The organism is Streptomyces sp. Ru62, from assembly GCF_002920615.1.
GTDB lineage: Bacteria > Actinomycetota > Actinomycetes > Streptomycetales > Streptomycetaceae > Streptomyces.
Genome location: NZ_PQSU01000002.1, coordinates 42621 through 62155 on the forward strand (window position 1 = coordinate 42621; position 19535 = coordinate 62155).

The 19535-nt window shown below is 73.8% G+C and carries 10 protein-coding genes; 3 read left to right on the forward strand and 7 right to left on the reverse strand.

The genetic code is table 11. The features are described from left to right. Positions 1–15 precede the first annotated feature (15 nt). From C3492_RS02615 to C3492_RS02645, 7 genes are all read right to left on the reverse strand, one after another. On the reverse strand, positions 16–2217 hold the full coding sequence (locus C3492_RS02615; RefSeq protein ID WP_103810072.1) for a bifunctional glycosyltransferase/CDP-glycerol:glycerophosphate glycerophosphotransferase: 2202 nt from the start codon (positions 2215–2217) through the stop codon (positions 16–18). Positions 2218–2223: 6 nt separating this feature from the next. Then, complete coding sequence (locus C3492_RS02620) at positions 2224–4425, reverse strand: bifunctional glycosyltransferase/CDP-glycerol:glycerophosphate glycerophosphotransferase (protein ID WP_103810073.1); 2202 nt, start codon at positions 4423–4425, stop codon at positions 2224–2226. Positions 4426–4550: 125 nt separating this feature from the next. Continuing rightward, positions 4551–6758 (reverse strand): bifunctional glycosyltransferase family 2 protein/CDP-glycerol:glycerophosphate glycerophosphotransferase, encoded by a 2208-nt coding sequence (locus C3492_RS02625; protein WP_103810074.1) that lies wholly within the window; start codon positions 6756–6758, stop codon positions 4551–4553. A 158-nt stretch (positions 6759–6916) separates the two neighbouring features. Continuing rightward, the gene (locus tag C3492_RS02630) at positions 6917–7825 is read right to left on the reverse strand and encodes a carbohydrate ABC transporter permease (protein ID WP_103810075.1); all 909 of its coding nucleotides are present in this window, start codon (positions 7823–7825) and stop codon (positions 6917–6919) included. Continuing rightward, entirely contained in the window at positions 7822–9102 is a 1281-nt protein-coding gene (locus C3492_RS02635; RefSeq protein WP_103810076.1) for a carbohydrate ABC transporter permease, read from the reverse strand. Before C3492_RS02635 ends, C3492_RS02630 begins: the two co-directional genes overlap by 4 nt. A 70-nt stretch (positions 9103–9172) precedes the next feature. Beyond that, positions 9173–10555, reverse strand: a complete 1383-nt coding sequence (locus tag C3492_RS02640) for an ABC transporter substrate-binding protein (protein WP_103810077.1) — start codon at positions 10553–10555, stop codon at positions 9173–9175. A gap of 257 nt (positions 10556–10812) precedes the next feature. Continuing rightward, positions 10813–14595, reverse strand: coding sequence for an FHA domain-containing protein (locus tag C3492_RS02645; RefSeq protein WP_103810078.1), 3783 nt, complete (start codon positions 14593–14595; stop codon positions 10813–10815). A 396-nt stretch (positions 14596–14991) separates the two neighbouring features. Between C3492_RS02645 and C3492_RS02655 the strand changes: the two genes are divergently transcribed. The 3 genes from C3492_RS02655 to prfB all read left to right on the forward strand — a co-directional run bounded on the left by C3492_RS02655 (position 14992) and on the right by prfB (position 19242). Next, the gene (locus C3492_RS02655) at positions 14992–16713 is read left to right on the forward strand and encodes a serine/threonine-protein kinase (protein ID WP_103810080.1); all 1722 of its coding nucleotides are present in this window, start codon (positions 14992–14994) and stop codon (positions 16711–16713) included. A 111-nt stretch (positions 16714–16824) separates the two neighbouring features. Next, the gene (locus C3492_RS02660; RefSeq protein WP_103810081.1) at positions 16825–18051 is read left to right on the forward strand and encodes a serine/threonine-protein kinase; all 1227 of its coding nucleotides are present in this window, start codon (positions 16825–16827) and stop codon (positions 18049–18051) included. 84 nt (positions 18052–18135) lie between these two features. Beyond that, the gene (prfB, locus tag C3492_RS02665; protein ID WP_103810082.1) at positions 18136–19242 is read left to right on the forward strand and encodes a peptide chain release factor 2; all 1107 of its coding nucleotides are present in this window, start codon (positions 18136–18138) and stop codon (positions 19240–19242) included. The last annotated feature ends 293 nt before the right edge of the window (positions 19243–19535 follow it).

Consider the following 19535-nt stretch of genomic DNA (forward strand, 5'->3'; position numbering starts at 1 on the left):
CCCTCGGCGTCCCCGCTAGGCCGACGTCAGCGCGTCCGGGGAAGCCGCCTGACCCGGGATCCGGGGCACCGGAGCGGGCATCGGCTCACCCAGCAGCAGGGTCCGTACGACCCGTTCGGCCGCCCGCCCGTCCTCGTACGCGCAGAAGCGGGCCCGGAAGTCCGCGCGCAGCCGCGCCGACTCCTCGTCCCGCCACCCGCCCGAGGCGAACAGCCGGGCCAGCTCCCGGTACGCGTGCGTGACATGGCCGGGCGGCTCGGCGGTGATGTCGAGGTACGTGCCCCGGCTCGCCGTGAACGCCGCCCAGTCGTCGGCGTGCACCACGATCGGCCGGTCCAGGTTGGCGTAGTCGAACATCACGGACGAGTAGTCGGTGACCAGCGCGTCCGCCGCCAGCAGCACGTCGGACAGCCGTGGTTCGTCGGTCGCGTCGACCACGATCCCGCGCCGGGCCAGCTCGGTGAGGCCCATGCCGCGCGCGGGACCGTTCGCCAGCGACGGGTGCAGCCGGACCACGAGCGTGTGCCCCTCGCCGAGGTCGGCCGCGAACCGGGCCAGGTCGATCCGCTCCACGTACCCGCTGCGGCGGTAGTCCCGCCGGGTCGGCGCGTACAGCACGACCGTGTGGTCCGCCGGGATGCCGTGCCGCTCCCGGAAGTCGCTGTGACCGCCGTTCACCAGCACGTCGTTGCGCGGGCTGCCGGTGCGCACCGAGGTGAAGTGACAGGGGTAGGCCCGCTCCCAGACCAGCTCGGAGTGGCGGTTGGCGACCAGGCTGTAGTCCCACCGGTCGGCCCGGCGCAGCATCTGCGGCACGTCGAAGCCCAGCCGGGCGCCCGGCTTGTCCAGCAGGTCGGCGCCCAGGTACTTCAACGGGGTGCCCTGATGGGTGTGGATGTGCACGCTGCCGGGGCGCTTGACCAGGCTGCCGGGCCAGTTGACGTCGTTGACGAAGAACTTCGCGCGCGCGGTCACCTCCAGATAGCGCCGGGAGCCGACGATCACGTGCTCGACGTCGGCCGGCAGCCGCGCGGCCGTCTCCGCGTCCCCCACCACCCACACCCCGCGCAGCCGCGGGGCGATCTCGCGCGCCTGGTGATGGATCGCCGCCGGGTCGCCGAGCAGGCCCCGGTGCGAGGACGCCGAGTAGACCACGAGGTTCTCGTCGAGCGGCCGGCGGCTGTGCAGGGCCGCCCAGCCGGTGCGGGCCCGCGCGCCGGCGGCCCGGCGCACCCGGTCCGCCCGCCGGGCCGCCTCCCGTCCGGCCCGCGCCGCCTGCCGCTTGACCCGGTACCCGGCCCAGGAACCGGTCAGCACGGCGACCTCGCCGTCCACCGGGGCGCCCTCCGGCCGGTGCCGCCGGAACATCTCCGCCGTACGCCGGAAGAACTCGGCCCTGTCGGCGGGCGGCAGCCGGTCCGGCTTGGCCAGGATGTCCAGGCAGTGCTCGCCCATCTTGCGGTGCAGGTACGGCCGCCAGGCCGCCAGCTCCGGCCGCTCGGCCACGAAGGCGAAGACCCGCTCGTACTGGTCGTGGATGTCGAAGTGCTTGCGGCTGGTGGTGGACAGGATGTTGCCCTGCCGGCGCTGCCGGTAGTTCAGGCAGATCCGGTCCAGGGCGGCGATCCGGCGGGCGCTGAGCATGACCGGGAAGGTCCAGGGGGTGTCCTCGTAGTAGCCCGGCGGGAACGCGAAGCCGTGCTCCGTGACGAACTCCCGCCGGTAGACCTTGTTCCAGACCACCATCAGCAGGTCGAGGATCTGCGGGTACTCCGCGACCGCGAACGTGCCGGGGGCCTGGGCCAGGACGTGTGCGAGGACGTTGCGCCGGGTGCCGCCCCACCAGTAGGTGCGCGCGTAGTCGAAGACGAGCACGTCCGGGTCCTCGGCCTCGGTGAGCCGGTCGGCGACGGCCCGCAGCGCGCCCGGGGTGAGGGTGTCGTCGCTGTCCAGGAAGAAGAGGTAGTCGCCGGTGGCGTGCGGCATGCCCGCGTTGCGGGCCCTGCCCAGGCCCACGTTCTCCGGCAGGTGCAGCACCTTCACGCGCGGGTCGCGCTCGGCGTACTCGTCCAGGATCGCGCCGCAGCCGTCCGGGGAGCGGTCGTCCACGGCGATCAGCTCGAAGTCGCCGAAGGACTGCCCGAGCACCGAGTCCAGGCACTCGCGCAGGAATCCCTGCACCTTGAAACAGGGCACGATCACACTGAAGCGGGGCACGGCGGGTCAGCTCCTCACGAGGGTCGCGGCGGCAGGGGCGGGGATGCGCTCCGCGAGCGGGATGACGGCCGGGACCGCCTCCGGCGGCTCGCCGAGCAGCACCCGCCTCACGACCCGCTCGGCGGCCCGCCCGTCGTCGAACTGGCAGAACCGCTCCCGGAACGCGGCCCGCAGCGCCCTGGCCTCCGGGCCCGCGTACGAGCCGTCGCGGAAGACGGCGGCCAGCTCCTCGGGGGTCCGGGCGACCAGCCCGGGCGGCTCGGCCATCAGGTCGAAGTACACGCCCCGGGTCTCCCGGTAGACCTCCCAGTCGTCGGCGTACACGACGATCGGCCGGTCCAGGTTGGCGTAGTCGAACATGATGGACGAGTAGTCGGTGACCAGCGCGTCCGCGGCCAGGCACACGTCCTCGGAGGAGCGGTGGGCGGTGACGTCGATGATCCGGTCGGAGCCCCGGACACCACCCCGGTCGTAGAAGTAGTGCGCGCGCAGCAGCACGACCACGTCCTCGCCGGCCGCCGCGCAGAACGCCTCCAGGTCGAGGCCGGGCTCGAAGCCGGTGTGGTGGTCGCGGTGGGTCGGCGCGTACAGCACGGCCGTCCTGCCCTCCGGGACGCCCAGCTCCCGCCGGATCCGGGCCACGTCCCGCGCGGTCGCCGTGTAGTAGACGTCGTTGCGCGGATAGCCGTACTCCAGGTGCTCGTAGGAGCCGGGGAAGGCGCGCTCCCACATCTGGGTGGAGTGGCGGTTGGACGACAGGTTGAAGTCCCAGCGGTCCACCCGGCCCAGCAGCTTGGTGAAGCTGCCCGACTGCGCGGCCACCACCGGGTACGTCGACTGGTCCACGCCCATCGTCTTCAGCGGGGTGCCGTGCTGGGTCTGCACGTGCACACTGCCCGGCCGTTTGACGACGCCCTCGGCGAAGTTGGCGTTGTTGACGAGGTACGTGGCGCGGGCCAGCACCTCCCAGTAGCGGCGGGAGCCGATCACCGCGTACTCCACGTCCTGTGGCACGGCGTGCTCCTGGCCGGCCTCGACCAGGAACACCGAGCGGATGTGCGGGGCGAGTTCACGGGCCTTGGCGTGGATCGCGGCCGGGTTGCAGGCGTAGCCGCGGCCCCAGTAGGCGCAGTACACCGCGAGGTCCGGGTCGAGCGGGCGGCGCAGGTCGCGGGCGTAGCGCAGCCGGGTGCGCAGCATGTGCGGGCGGGGCAGCCGGGCGGTGGCGCCGCCGGCCGCCCGGTTGGCGCCGCGCAGGGCGCGGAACGCGGTGTACGCGCCCGCCGCCAGCAGCCGGTGCTGCACGCCCAGGCTGCCGCCCGGCACCCGGTGACCGGCCGGCCGGTGGCGCCGGTAGAGGCGGGCCGCGCGGCGGAAGAACGCCCGGTGTCCGGAGAGCAGCCGCTCCGGGCGGGACGCCGTCTTCAGCACCACGGCGAACAACTGGTCGAACAGCGGCCCGGTCCGCTCGGCCGGCAGGGCGCGCTCGGCCGCCCGCGTCAGCACCCGCTCCACCTGGTCCAGCAGGGTGTGCTGGTGCGGGCCGGGCAGATTCAGCCGGCTGCCCTGGCGGCGCAGCCGGTGCCGTACGACGGTCCGGCGCAGCACCGCGACCCGCTCGGCGGCGACGGTGACCAGCCCGCCCCAGCCCAGGTCGGTGAAGTGGCCCTCCGGGAAGGTCAGTTCCCGCTCGGTGAGGAAGGCGCGGCGGTAGACGGCGCTCCACGCGGGCAGCTGGACGCCGGTCAGCGCCGGCCGGTCGGCGGGGGCGAAGGCGCCCTTCGGGGTCCCCGCGAGCAGCGGCGCGGCCGGGTTCGTCGGCTCGCCCTCCCACCAGGGGGCACGCTCGTGCTCGACGTACAGCACGTCCACGCCGGCCGTCTCGGACAGCCTGGCGTCCAGCGCCGCGAGCGCGCCCGGCAGCAGCAGGTCGTCGCCGTCCAGGAACAGCAGATACGTGCCGGTCGCCGCCCCGATCCCGGCGTTGCGCGCCCCGCTCAGCCCGTCGGACGGCGGGGAGTGGACGGGGGTCACCCGGGAGTCCCGCTCGGCGTACCCGGCGGCGACCTCGGCGGCCGGGGCGTCGGGGGCGTCGCAGACCGGGATCAGTTGCAGGTCGCCGAAGGACTGGCCGAGGACCGAGTCCAGCGCCTGGGACAGCCGGCCGGTGACCCCGTGGGACGGGACGATGATGCTGAAACGGGGCATTCTGTTCTTTCTGTCGTCTTGCGGACGCGGCCGGGCCGTCCCGCCGGACGCCAGGTGGACGGCCGGCTCGGGGTGGGCCGCGTCGACCCGAGGGGCATGGGAACTCCCGGTATGACCAACGCCGTTCAGCGGCTCTCGGTGACGGGGACGGGGCCGGAAGGTTGCGGCACGGTGGCCAGCGGGGAGCGCGCGCAGGACGACGGGGCCGGGGTGCGGTCCGCCAGGGGCACCACCGTCGTCGGCTCCGTCTCGCCCAGCACCACCCGCCGCGCCACCCGCTCGGCGGCGTGCCCGTCGTCCCACGGGCAGAACCGCTCCCGGAACGCCGCCCGCAACTGCGCCGAGCGCGAGCCGCGCCAGTGCCCGGAGGCGAAGATGTCGATCAGCTCGTCCTCGCTGCGCGCCACCGCGCCCGGCGGGAACTCCCGCAGGTCGAAGTAGGCGCCACGGCACGCCTCGTACGCCGCCCAGTCCTCGGTGTGCACCACGATCGGCCGGTCCAGACCCGCGTAGTCGAACAGGACCGGCGCGTAGTCGGTCAGCAGTGCGTCCGAGGCGAGGCACAGCTCCGCCAGGTCCGGATGGCCGGAGACGTCGATGATCCGGGTGCCCCGGACGGGGACGGGGGTCCGGGCCAGGACCACGAAGCGCGGGCCGAGGCGGCGCACGATCCGCTCCAGGTCCAGCAGCGGGCGCTGGGTGCGCCGGTGGTCGCGGTGCGCGGGCGCGTACAGGACGGCGACCGCGCCCTCCGGGACGCCCAGCGACGCCCGCAGCCGGGCCACGTCCGCCTCGGTCGCCCGCTGCAGGACGTCGTTGCGGGGCAGCCCGTACTCCAGCGTGGTGTAACCGCCCGGCAGGACGCGCTCCCAGGTCAGGGTGGCGTGCCGGTTGCCGGACAGGACGTAGTCCCACTGGTCGACGTCCCGCAGCAGCTCCGCGAAGTCCAGGTCACGGGCCGCCGCCGGGCGCTCCAGCAGGTCCAGGCCCGCGTGCCCGAGCGGGGTGCCTTCCAGGGCCCGCACGACGACCTGCCCCGGCCGCTTGCGCAGCCGCCGCTCGAAGCGGACGTCGCTGACCAGGTAGCGGGAGCGGGCCAGCGCCGTCCAGTAGGCGGCCGTGCCGGGCGTCAGCCGGCGTGGGCCCGGCGGCACCGCGCGCCCGGGCGGGGCGACCCACGCCGTGCGCAGCCGCGGGGCGTGCGCCCGGAACGCCTCCTCCAGCGCGGCCGGGTCGCCGTACCCCTCCCGGGCGGCGAACACCGCGCGGTCGGACCGCAGCGGCAGCCGCAGCTGGACGCCGTAGTGCAGCCGCAGTACGCCGGTGCGCAGGGCGCGGGCGAGCTTCAGTGCCGTCCTCAGCACGCGCCGGCGGACGGCAGCGGCCAGCCGGAGCGCCCGGAACGTGCGGTGCAGCCCGAAGCGGATCAGGCCGTGCCGCAGGCGCGGGCGCGCTCCCGGCACGCGGTGGCGGCGGTAGTGGGCGCGGGCCCGGCGCAGGAACTCGCCGTGGCTGCCGCGCGGCAGCCGGCCCCGCCGGGTGAACACCACGGCGAAGTGGTCGACCATCCGGCGGAACAACTCGGGCCGCCAGCGAGCGAGTTCGGGCCGCTCCTCGACGTACGCGAACACCCGGTCGTACTGCTCGAACAGGTCGAAGTGACTGCGACTGGTGGTGCCGAGGATGCTGCCCCGCCGGCGCTGCCGGTAGTGCACGCACACCCGGTCCAGGGTGGCGAGCGACTCGGCCGTCAGCAGCACCGGGAAGGTCCAGGGGGTGTCCTCGTAGTAGCCCGGCGGGAACGTGAAGCCGTGCCGGGCGACGAACTCCCGCCGGTACGCCTTGTTCCAGGCCACCATCAGCACCCGCAGCAGCCCCGGCCGGTCCTCCAGCCGGAACGGCGCCGGGCCCTGCTCGCTGAGCTCGGCGGCGAGCTGGTTGCGCACCTGGCTGCCGTCCCAGTAGGTGCGCGCGTAGTCGAAGACGAGGACGTCCGGGTCGCCGGTCTCCTTCAGCCGGTCGGCCACCGCCCGCAGCGCGTCCGGGGTGAGCGTGTCGTCGCCGTCCAGGAACACCAGGTAGTCGCCGGTCGCCTCGGCGAGCCCCGCGTTCCGGGCCCCGCCCAGCCCCTGGTTCTCAGTCAGGTGGACGGGTTTCACCCGCGCGTCCCGCGCCGCGTACTCGTCGATGACCGCCCCGCAGGCGTCGGGTGAGCAGTCGTCCACGGCGATCAGTTCCAGATCGGGATACGACTGCGAGAGCACCGAGTCCAGGCACTCGGGAAGGTACGCCTGGACCTTGTACGCGGGGACAATGACACTGAACCTGGGCAAGGGACATCCATGGGTCGGTCGGCGCGGGCGTTCTGCCCGGGAACGGCCGATGGAGTGAATTGGTTACGGTCCACTGCGGCATTCGGGCTACATCCGGCGAACGCGACGGGGCGGGCCGCCGGCGGCCCGCCCCGTGCCGGATCGCTCCTCCTCCGCCGCTACTTGACCGCGCCCGCCATCACCCCGGACACGAACTGCCGCTGGAACGCGAAGAACACGGCCAGCGGGATCACCATGGAGATGAACGCGCCGGGCGCCAGCACGTCGATGTTGTTGCCGAACTGCCGTACCTGCGTCTGCAACGCCACCGTGATCGGCTGGGTGCCCGACTTGGTGAACACCAGCGCCACCAGCATGTCGTTCCACACCCACAGGAACTGGAAGATGCCGAGGCTCGCGATGGCCGGCCCGCCGAGCGGCATCACCACCCGTGCGAACAGCCGGAGTTCACCGGCGCCGTCCAGCCGGGCCGCCTCCAGCAGTTCGCGCGGTATCTCCGCGAAGAAGTTCCGCAGCAGGAACACCGCGAACGGCAGACCGAAGCCGGTGTGGAACAGGATCACCCCGAGGATCGTCCCGAACAGCCCGATCTTGCCGAAGAGTTCGGCGATCGGGATCAGCGCCACCTGCACGGGCACCACCAGCAGGCTCACCACGCCCAGGAACCACCAGTCCCGGCCCGGGAACTCCATCCACGCGAACGCGTACCCGGCCAGCGCCCCGACCACCACGACCAGGACGGTCGCCGGAACCGTGATCAGCACCGTGTTCACCAGGGAGTCGGTGATGTCGGAGTTCTCCAGCAGCTTCTGGTAACTGTCCACGGTGAGCTGGGACGGCTCGGTGAACACCGTCCACCAGCCGCTCGCGCTCATGTCCTGCGGGGTGCGCAGCGAGGAGACGAGCAGGCCGATGGTCGGCACCAGCCAGAACAGGCCCACCAGGATCAGGACCACCCGGACCAGTCCGCCGCTCAGCCGCTCCGTGATCCGGGACGCGACCGACCGCCTGGCCTTCACCGTCCCCACCGGGTCGGCCTTCCCGATGCTTCCGGCGGTCGCCGTCATCGCCGCACCTCCCGCCTGAGCCGACGAATGTTGAACAGCATCACCGGGATCACCAGCAGCAGCAGGAACACCGAGATCGCGCTCGCGATGCCCGGCCGGCCCTCCGCGAAGCCCTTGCGGTACAGCTCCAGCGCCAGCACGTTCGCATCGTCCTGGGAGGAGCCCGGCGCGATGATGAACACCAGGTCGAACACCTTCAGCACGTTGATCATCAGCGTGACGACGACGACCGCCAGCACCGGTGCCAGCAAGGGCACGGTGACCTTGCGGAACACCTGCCACTCGGTGGCGCCGTCCACCCGTGCCGCCTCCAGCAGCTCCCGGGGCACGCCCGCGAGCCCGGCCGCGATCAGCACCATCGCGAAGCCCGCCCACATCCACACGTACGATCCGATGATCGCCGGGGTGACCAGCGACGGGCCGAGCCAGTCGACCCCGTTGTACGGCTCCCTGAAGTTGCTCGCCGGCAGCCGGAGCAGGGCCCCGTCGGCCGCCGCGGGCAGGGCGAAGGTACCGTCGCCGGACGCCTTCGTCGAGGCGACCACCTTGCCGTCCTTCACCGCCTCGATCCGCATCCCGGCATAGCCCACCTCGGACGGGTCGGGCGCGCCGAGCTTCCCGACGCCCTTGCCGCGGGTGAAGTCCTGCCAGGTGGTACCGGTGACCTTCCCCGGTTCCGGCCGCGCGGCGGCGGCCTTCTTCGCGTCGTCCGGCAACTGGTCCGGGGCGACACCGACGAGCGGCAGGGCGACCGGCTGCCCGGCGCGCACGGCGGCCCTGGTGACGAAGCCCCCGCCCTGGGCCACGAGCGGCGACTCGCGGCCCGGGTGCGCCTTCGGGAACGCCGACGACTGCGCGAACGTGTCGTGCACGCCGACCCACACCGCGTTCGCGACGCCCTTGTCCGGGTCCTGGTCGTACACCAGCCGGAAGATGATCCCGGCGGCCAGCATCGAGATCGCCATCGGCATGAAGACGACCAGCTTGAACGCCGTTCCCCAGCGCACCCGTTCGGTCAGCACCGCGAAGACCAGACCGAGCGCGGTGGAGACCGTCGGCGCGAACACCACCCACAGGACGTTGTTCTTCAGCGCGGTGCGGATGCCGTCGTCGGTGAAGAGGGCCTCGTAGTTGTCGAAGCCGGCGAAGCCGTCACCGGAGGCGTTGTAGAAACTGCGGACGAGCGAGTACCCGATCGGGTAGACCACGAGCGCGCCCAGCAGCACCAGCGCGGGCAGCAGGAACAGCACCGCCACGGTCCTGCGGGTGCCGGTCACGCTCTTGCGACTGCGGGGCGCGGCGGGGCCCGGTGGGGCCCCGGCCGCCGCTGCCGACGCCATGACCGGATCAGCCCCCGTTCCCGTACGCCGCCGCCGCGTCCTTCTCCAGCTTCGCCTGGGCGCCCGCGACGTCCGCGGGGTTCTTCAGGAAGTCCTGGAGGTCCTTCCACTCGCCCTTGCCGGGCGTGCCGCCGAAGGCCTGCGGGGCCTGGTCGGACATGTCGAAGCGGAAGTCGTCACCGGACGCGATCAGCGCCTTGGCGATCTTCTGCTGCACCGGGTTCGGGTACGCGGAGATCGGCACGTTCTTGTTCGGCGAGAGGTACCCGCCGAGCTTCGCCTGGATCGTGGCCGCGTCCGGGGAGGCGAGAAAGGTGGCGAGGGCCTGTGCCGCCTTGGAGTCCTTCAGGATCACCGCCGCGTCACCGCCGGAGACCACCGGCGCCGACTGCCCGACCGCCGGGAACGGGAACACCTTCGCGTCCGTGCCCACCTTCGCCTTGGTCTCCCCGATGTTCACCTGCACGAAGTCGCCCTCGTAGACCATCGCGGACTTCGGCTGGTCGCCGCCGGTGAAGGTCTGGGTGACCGACTGCGGGAACTCCGTCTGGAGCGCGCCCTTCTGGCCACCGGCCAGGTAGTCCTTCTTGCCCCAGAGCTCGGCGAGGGTGGTCAGCGCCTGCTTCACCGACGGATCGGTCCACTTGATCTTGTGCTGGGCGAGCTGGTCGTACTTCTCCGGCCCCGCCTGCGACAGGTACACGTTCTCGAACCAGTCCGTCAGCGGCCAGCCGTCCGCGCCGGCCACCGAGAACGGGGTGACACCCGAGTCGTACACGGCCCGCGTGGCGGTCAGCAGGTCCTTCCAGGTCTTCGGCTCCTGGGCGCCGGCGTTCTCGAAGGCCTTGGCGTTGTACCAGATCAGCGACTTGTTGGCGGCCTTGTAGTACACGCCGTACTGCTTGCCGCCGACCTTGCCGATGTCCTGCCAGCCCTGCGAGTAGTTCTTCGCCAGCTCCTGCTGCGCCTCGGCGCCGAGCGGCTTGGCCCAGCCCTTGTCGACGGCCTGCTTGATGGCGCCGGGCTGCGGCAGCAGCGCCACGTCCGGCGGCTGGCCACCCGCGATCTTCGAACCGAGGAAGTTGATGATCGGGTCCTGCGCGGGCACGAAGGTGACCTTGGCACCGGTCCGCTTCTCGAACTCGGCGAGGACCTTCTTGAAGTTGGCCTGCTCCCCGCCGGTCCAGACGGCGGCCACCTCCAGATGGGCGCCGTTCAGCTTCGGCAACGTGACGGTGGAGCCGGCGGCGGCCCCGCTGCTCTTGTCCCCGTTGTCCTTCTTGTCGTCGTCACTGCCGGAGCAGGCGGAGAGCGCGAGCGCTCCCGTGAGCAGTGCGGCGAGTGTGGTGACGGCCCTGTGTGTCCGGAACGTGCTGCTCTTGCTGTGCATCACTTCCCCGTTCGTCGTTCTCCGTTGAACGCTGTTGAACGTCAGAACTCTGTCCCGTGCGGTCCGGTGTACGCCGGGCCGCGACGGGTGGGCAAGAGCGCCTGCGGTGTCCACCGGCTCATCGTGACCGGCTCGTGACCAGGGCCGCATGCCCGCGGATTTCCGACGGCGCGGGGGCCGGGCGGGTTCGCCGGTGTAGCGACCGGGCGGCTGCCGGTGAAGGGACCGGGTTCGCCTGGAGGGGTGACGGGGGTCCGTCAGAGAAGGGAGGGCACCTCCGCCGCCGCGACCTCACGGGCCGCCCGCTCCACCGCGCTCGCCAGCAGCGCCAGGTCGGTCGGGCCGTTGCCCAGCTCCCGCACGGGCCGGCGGGCCGGCGGGTCGCCCATGCGCTCCCAGTCCAGCGGGACGACCGTGGGCCGCTGGGTCGCGGTCCGCGGGATACGGCCCGTCACCCGGCCGCCCTGGAAACCGGTGGCCCGCCCGTCCGCGTACACCAGCGTGCCCCGGCCCGGCGCCGGCTGGTCCGGTCCCGGCTGCGGGGCGTCCAGCGTGACCCGCAGCGCGGCCCGGCGCGCCGGCTCGGACTCCGCCGTACGGCCGCCGGTCCCGGCCGCCGCCACCAGCTGGACACCGAGCCGCTCGCCCTCCCGGGCCACCGCCTCCAGCGCCCGTATCACCGAACCGGCGGCGGGCCGGCCCGGCGAGCCGAGCGCCGGGGAGACCAGTGCGTCCAGGTCGTCCACGACCACCACCAGCCGGGGCAACGGCGAGACGGCCGCGGCCCGCTGCCGGGCGGCTGCGCCCGGCCGCAGCCGGAGGGTGGAACTGGGGGGCGTCTCGATGTCACCGGAGGAGGGCGCGGCACCGGGGTGGGGCGTGCGCTGCGCGACCAGCCGGCCGGAGACCTCCTGTCCGGCGTGCCACTGGGCGAAGTCGGTCCGGCCCAGCAGCTCCGCCCGGCGCTTGAGCTCGGCGGCCAGCGACTGCGCGAACTCCCGCATCCGCACGGGGTCGTTGGCGATGAGGTGCGTGGTCACATGCGGTATGTCCGTGCACACGCGCAGGCCCTCACCGCGGCCGGCGCCCGCGCCGACCCCGTCCCGGCCGTCGAGCAGGACCATGGCCAGCCGGTCCGGCCGCTCGGCGGCGGCCAGCGAGGCGACCACGGCCCGCAGCAGCTCGGTACGGCCACTCCCGGCCGGCCCCTCGATCAGCAGATGCGGCCCGTCGGCCACGAGGTCGACGGTGACCGGGCCGCGCGGCCCGGCACCCAGCACCGCGCGGGCCCGGCCGCCCAGCGACCGGGTGTCGTCGGCCGCGTCGGCCCAGCGGGCCATCAGTGACGCCGGGGTGGCCCGGGCCAGCCCCAACTCGTCCAGCAGCCGGGCCGACCGGGGCAGCGGCGTGGCCACGCGCGCGTGGTGCTCGCCGGAGGGGCCGTCCGGGCGCAGCGGTGCGAGTGCCCGCGCGAACCGCTCCGCCCAGGCGGCGGAGACGGCGTCGACGGTGGCGGGCGAACCGGGGCCGACGGGACCGCCCGGCGCGACCCGCGTCAGCCGCAGCGTGGCGGCGACGTCTCCGCCGAGCAGCGCCACGGCACCGCAGTGCCGGAACGTCGGCGTCACCGCGCAGGCGGCCTCGTACGTCTCCGTCACCGGGGAGGCGGGCGACGCGGCCGGGGTCTCGGCGAGACACACCACGTGGACCCCGGCCCGGGGCCCGGCCACCGCCAGCCGCGCGAGCGCGTCCCGCAGCGCGGCCCCGCCCGGGTCCCCGTCGACGACGACAACGGTGAACGGTCCCCCGAAGCCGCCACCGGCACCGGGGGCTTCCCTGGCCCAGGAGGGGCGGCGGGCGGGGGGCTCGGTGGGAGAGGGGGCGGCGGCCGGGGCGGGCGCGCCGGGGTCGGTGGGGCGCACCGCGTGTCCCGGGCCACCGTAGGTCCCATATGTCCCGTAGGTGCCGGCGTAGGTCCCGTGGGAGGCGTCCGGTCCGTGGCGGGCGTCGGTGCCGGCCGGGCCCGGGACGCTCGGGGCGCCGGAGGTCGCGGCCGGCCCCTGGGTGCTCGTCGCCCCCGCCGTGGGAGTTGCGTCGCGCCCGGGCGTGGGGTGGGCCGTCGTGCGGCCCGTCGCCGCGTGGTCCTCCACCCGGCGCAGCAGTTCCTCCGTGCGGGCCGCCGCCTGTTCACGGTCGTAGGCCAGCAGCAGCCGGCAGTCCTGGCCGTGGCCCGGCCGGACGTGCGGGAGCCAGCCCAGCCAGGCCCACTCGGCCGTACGGTCCGCCACCGGCCGTGAGTGGTCCGCGCTGATCAGCACGATCTCCAGCAGGTCGGGGGAGTGCAGCGCGGCGAGCTGGGCCAGCACCGCGCGGGCCAGCCCGGACAGCCGGGGGCGCGGACCGGCCAGGCCCAGCGCGCCCGCCTCCCGCAGCGCGGCCGTCACCGGCACCGCCGGCAGCAGGCCCGAGCCGTCCGGCGTGGTCCGGTCGGCCGTGCCGAGCCGTACGGTCAGCGCCTCGGGATGTTCCGGCCCGCGCTCCCACAGCCGGGGCCCGGGGCCTAGCGCGGTGAGCAGCAGGGCGGCCGGGTCCGGCCAGGTCTCGGGCTGCTGTGACACATCGGCCGCCGGGGCGCCGCCGGCGGGGGCGGCCGTGCCGTCGTACTCCTCCGGACCGGCCGGCTGCTCCCCGCGTCCGCCGGCCAGCCGACGCGCCCAGGCGCCGAGCCCGCGCCGCCGGACGCCCGGCGGGAGGTCGGTGCCCCTGAGCGGAGTCCCCTTGCGCCCGCGCGCCCGCGCGTCCTCGTCACCGGTCCCGGCGACACCGAAGCGGCCCGCGTGCGTGTCCGCACCGGACGCCGCGCCCGGCGCACCGGCGGAGCCACCGGCAGGGCTCTCCACGCTCGGCGCGCCGGCCTGCCCCGGCACCACGGGCGACGGCCCACGCCGGTGCTCCTGGGCCCCCGCGTCCCAGCCGGCGGAGCCATGGGGGTCGTAGGCATGCTGAGCACCGCCGGAGGACCCCCACTCACCGGCCCGCCCACTGACGTGAGGCGCCCCGGAGTCGGGGGAGTACCCCGCACCCCCCGCCGCGGCCCCTGCCCCGCCGTACCCACCGCCGGGGCCGGGCCCACTCCCCTCAGCGGGACGCGTGATGCCCGTGCCGGAAGCCGTTTCCGGCCCGCCGGCCCACCCCGCACCCGCCGCAGGAGACCGCCCGTCCCCGGAGCCACCCGCACCGGACGCGGCAGCCGGCCCCGCGCCGTGCCACCGCTCACCCGCACCCGCCGACGGCGACCGCCCCGCACCCGGGCCGGCGGAACCGGCCCCCACCGGAGCCGCGTCCGACGAAGACCCCCGCTCCCCGCCCACGGCGACCCGCACGCAGCCCTCGCCGTCGGCCACCGTCCGCACCCGCATCCCGGGTCCCCCGGACGGAGTAACCCGCAGGGCGGACTCGCCGATCCGCAGCAGAGCCCCGGCAGGGACCCGTACCGGGCGCTCCGTCACCCGTACGCCGTCGAGGGACGTGCCGTTCGTGGAGCCGAGGTCGGCGACCGAGACCCGGCCGTCCGCGCCGACGGTGACCACGCAGTGCAGACGGGAGACGTCGGGGTCGTCCAGCGGGACGTCGGCGTCGGCGGAGCGGCCGACCGTGATCCGGCCGCCGTGCAGCAGATGGACCCCGCCCGCGTCGGGGCCGGCGACCACGTGCAGCTGGGTCGGCGCGTCGTCCAGCTCGGGATGCGGCTCGGGTGCCGCCGGGGCGCCCAGGGACAGCACGGCGCCGTCGACCAGGGGAGGCTCGCCCAGCGTGCTGCGGCGCGGATCGAGCCGCTCGGTGCCCGCGTACAGCACCACGGACGCGCCGCCGGCCTCCCGCCCCGTGCCGCCCTCTCCGGTGACCGCCCCGGCCAGCGCCGACGCCACCGCGGCCAGCTCCGTGCCCGCGGGAGCCGTGACCAGCACGTCGCGGCTCGCGGCGCGGCCCCGCTGCGGGGACGGGCCGAGCGGGTCTACGACGGTCAGCCGGATCTGCATCGGCGTCAGCGGTCCCTTCTGCGCGGATCTGCGCGGGCGCGGACTTCCCCCCACCCCCACACGAGCACGTCGGCCAGCAGCCACTGAAGGCATCCCAGGGAGCTGCTGCACGCATCCTCGCACCTGCCACCGACAACGCGCCCGTGACCCGGGCAGAAGTGATCTTGATTGGTCGGCTCTGCCCCCAAAAATGCCTGACCAATACGTCATCGGTGATCAGTTGAGATCGGTCACGTCCCTCCCCGGCAACCGGCGGACCGGGACGCGCGTCTTCCCGTCGAGCCCGCGAACGTGCTCCGGAACGCGTACGTGGTGCCGTGGAGCACGGCCTACAGTGGGTCGGAACACCGGAACGCAGGCAAGCGAAGCAACAGCAACCAGCAGGGAGCGCGAGACGTGCGGCCAGTCGGCAGCAAATACCTGCTTGAGGAACCGCTCGGACGCGGCGCCACAGGCACCGTCTGGCGTGCCCGCCAGCGCGAGACCGCGGGCGCCGAGGCGGCCGTGCCCGGACAGCCCGGAGAGACGGTCGCGATCAAGGTCCTGAAGGAGGAGCTGGCGAGCGACCCGGACATCGTGATGCGCTTCCTGCGCGAGCGTTCCGTGCTGCTCCGGCTCACCCACCCGAACATCGTCCGGGTCCGCGACCTGGTCGTCGAGGGCGATCTGCTGGCGCTGGTCATGGACCTCGTCGACGGCCCCGACCTGCACCGCTACCTGCGCGAGAACGGCCCCTTCACCCCGGTCGCCGCGGCACTGCTGACCGCCCAGATCGCCGACGCGCTCGCCGCGAGCCACGCCGACGGCGTCGTCCACCGCGACCTGAAGCCCGCCAACGTGCTGCTCATGCAGCACGGCGGCCAGATGCACCCGATGCTGACCGACTTCGGCATCGCCCGCCTCGCCGACTCCCCGGGCCTGACCCGCACCCACGAGTTCGTCGGCACGCCCGCGTACGTGGCACCGGAGTCCGCCGAGGGCCGCCCGCAGACCTCCGCCGTCGACGTCTACGGCGCCGGCATCCTGCTGTACGAGCTGGTCACCGGGCGTCCGCCGTTCTCCGGCGGTTCCGCGCTTGAGGTCCTGCACCAGCACCTGAGCGCCGAGCCGCGCCGCCCCTCCACCGTCCCCGAGCCGCTGTGGACGGTCATAGAGCGCTGCCTGCGCAAGAACCCGGACGAGCGGCCGAGCGCCGAGAACCTCGCGCGCGGGCTGCGGGTCGTCGCCGAGGGCGTCGGGGTGCACGCGAACGCCGCGCAGATCGCCGCCGCCGAGGGTGTCGGCGCGCTGCTCGCCCCCGACCCGGCCCCGGCCGCCGTCCCGGGCGTGCCCGGTGCCGCCGACCCCACGCAGGTGCTGCCGACGAACGCGCCGCAGGGGGCGTACGACCCGAACGCCGCGACCAGCGTGCTGCCGCACACCGGCGGCCCGGCCGGCGCCGCCGACCCCACCGCCGTACTGCCGAACACGGGCGCGGCGGACCCGACGGCGGTCCTGCCGCCCGTCCCGCAGGGCCAGCAGGGGCAGTACGGCCAGCAGGGGCAGTACGGCCGGCAGGGCCAGCAGGGGCAGGGCGAGCAGCCGCATCCCTGGCAGACCCAGCTGCGGGCCGCCCGCGACCGCAACGAGCAGACGCAGATCCAGTACCTGGATCCGGACGAGGACCCGCTGCGCCGCCGCCCCCAGCGGCAGGTGGCCCGGCCCCAGCAGCAGCCGCGCCCGGCCCCGCAGGGCCGCCCGCAGCAGCCGCAGCCGCGCGGGCGGCAGCAGGGCGCCGGGTACGGCTCCCCGCAGCAGCAGCCCCAGCAGTACGCCCCGCCGCAGCAGCCCCAGCGGTACGCGCCTCCCGCCCCGCCCGCGCCGCAACGGCCCGCGCGGGAGCCCAGGGAGCCGCGGCAGCGCAGCGCCAACCGGATGAAGATCCCCGGGCTGGGCTGTCTGAAGGGCTGCCTGTTCACGATCGTCATCCTGATCGTGGCCAGCTGGCTGATCTGGGAGCTGACCCCGCTGCAGGACTGGATCGGCACCGGCAAGGGCTACTGGGACCAGATGAGCGACTGGATCGGCAAGGTCGGCGGCTGGATCAAGGATCTGGGCGGTTCCGGCAGCGGAAACTGATCGCTGGTTCGGAGATTTGTCGACATCTGCCGGGTGATTTCCGTCTCCGCGGTGAAGGTTGGCTCGTCGGACGCGTAGTTTTGGCGACAACACGCGTCTGTAGGAGCAGTCTTGGCACGGAAGATCGGCAGCCGGTACACCGCGAACCAGATCCTGGGGCGGGGGAGCGCCGGCACGGTGTGGCTGGGCGAGGGACCGGACGGCCCCGTCGCCATCAAGCTGCTGCGCGAGGACCTCGCCTCCGACCAGGAGCTCGTCGGACGCTTCGTGCAGGAGCGCACGGCGCTGCTCGGCCTGGAGCACCCGCACATCGTCACCGTGCGCGACCTGGTGGTCGACGGCAACGACCTGGCCCTGGTCATGGACCTCGTGCGCGGCACCGACCTGCGCACCCGGCTGGAGCGGGAGCGGCGGCTCGCCCCCGAGGCGGCCGTGGCGATCGTCGCCGACATCGCCGACGCGCTGGCGGCGGCCCACGCGGCCGGGGTCGTCCACCGGGACGTCAAGCCCGAGAACGTGCTGCTCGACATGCGGGGCCCCATCGGGCCGGGCGGCTCCCACCCCGCCCTGCTCACCGACTTCGGCGTCGCCAAGCTGATCGACTCGCCGCGGCGGACCCGCGCCACCAAGATCATCGGTACGCCGGACTACCTGGCCCCGGAGATCGTGGAGGGCCTGCCGCCCCGGGCGGCCGTGGACATCTACGCGCTCGCCACGGTCCTGTACGAGCTGCTGGCCGGCTTCACGCCCTTCGGCGGCGGCCACCCCGGCGCGGTCCTGCGGCGGCACGTCACCGAGACCGTCGTACCGCTGCCCGGCATTCCCGAGGAGCTGTGGCAGCTGCTGGTGCAGTGCCTGGCCAAGGCCCCGGCCTCCCGGCTGCGCGCCTCGGAGCTCGCGGCGCGGCTGCGCGAGCAGCTGCCCATGCTGGCCGGGATGCCGCCGCTGGACGTGGACGAGCCCGACCTCTCCGAGGAGGCCGCGGAGGAGTCCGCGCCGTCCGCTCCGCAGGGTGAGCCGGTACGGCGGCGAGGGGCGGTGTCCCTCGTCCCCGGGGCCAAGCCGGACTCCAACCGCGACACGCACACCTCGATGCGGGTGCCGGGACCGGACGAGCTGGCGGGGGGCGCGCACGGGACCGCCCGCGCTCCTCGGGCCACTGGTGCGCCCCGGCCGGGCTCGGCCCGCCACAAGGCCGCTGTGCGGCGGCGCCGGGTGACCCTGGGGGTGGCCGGGGTGGTGGTGGCCGCCGTCGTGGCCGTCGGCGCCTGGTTCGCCTCCTCCGGCGGGGACGACGACGAGCCGGCCCCGGCCACCCACAGCACGTCGGCCCCCTGACCCGAGTCCTGCCCGCCCGCCCGGCCGACTCGGCCGGCCGGGAGGCGGGCCAGGTCGCTTGCCACAGCCGTTACGCTGGATGGCGTGGCAGTCGTCGATGTATCCGAAGAGCTGAAGTCCCTCTCCTCGACCATGGAGTCGATCGAGGCCGTCCTGGACCTCGACAGGCTGAGGGCAGATATCGCCGTGCTTGAGGAGCAGGCGGCGGCCCCGTCCCTGTGGGACAACCCGGACGAGGCGCAGAAGATCACCAGCAAGCTCTCCCACCTCCAGGCCGAGGTCAGGAAGGCGGAGGCGCTGCGCGGCCGGATCGACGACCTCGCGGTCCTCTTCGAGATGGCCGAGGAGGAGGACGACCCGGACACCCGCGCCGAGGCCGAGTCGGAGCTGGCCGCGGTGAAGAAGGCGCTGGACGAGATGGAGGTCCGCACCCTCCTGTCCGGCGAGTACGACGCCCGTGAGGCGCTCGTCAACATCCGCGCGGAGGCCGGTGGCGTCGACGCCGCCGACTTCGCCGAGAAGCTCCAGCGCATGTACCTGCGCTGGGCCGAGCAGCACGGCTACAAGACCGAGCTGATCGAGACGTCGTACGCGGAAGAGGCCGGCATCAAGTCGACCACCTTCGCCGTGCACTCGCCGTACGCCTACGGCACCCTCTCCGTCGAGCAGGGCACGCACCGCCTCGTGCGCATCTCGCCCTTCGACAACCAGGGGCGCCGGCAGACCTCCTTCGCCGGTGTCGAGGTGCTGCCCGTGGTCGAGCAGTCCGACCACGTCGAGATCGACGAGTCCGAGCTGCGCATCGACGTCTACCGGTCCTCCGGCCCCGGCGGCCAGGGCGTCAACACGACCGACTCCGCGGTCCGCATCACCCACCTGCCCACCGGCATCGTCGTCTCCTGCCAGAACGAGCGGTCGCAGATCCAGAACAAGGCCACCGCGATGAACGTCCTCCAGGCCAAGCTGCTGGAGCGGCGCCGGCAGGAGGAGCAGGCCAAGATGGACGCCCTCAAGGGCGACGGCGGCAACTCCTGGGGCAACCAGATGCGTTCGTACGTGCTGCACCCGTACCAGATGGTCAAGGACCTGCGCACCGAGTACGAGGTGGGCAACCCGGAGGCCGTGTTCAACGGCGAGATCGACGGGTTCCTGGAGGCCGGGATTCGCTGGCGCAAGCAGCAGGAGAAGTAACTTTGTCGACATGACAACTGCCGCCCCAGAGGCGGCAGTTGTCGTATGTCTGGGTTTTACGTCACACTCACAGGCTTCAACTCTCCGCAAACGCCAACCCACCGGACATTGCGCCCGCAACGCCCTTGACGTTGCTTTGAAAAATCGGAAGGGTGAGGCGCGGCATGCGTACCTTGGGGCGCATGTGAACCGGGGGATCGAGTTGACGCCACTTCGTCACCAGCTGCCTCCGTCGATCACGGCACGCCCCACGCGCCGCCTCATTGACGAACAGCTACTGGGGGTAGCAACCA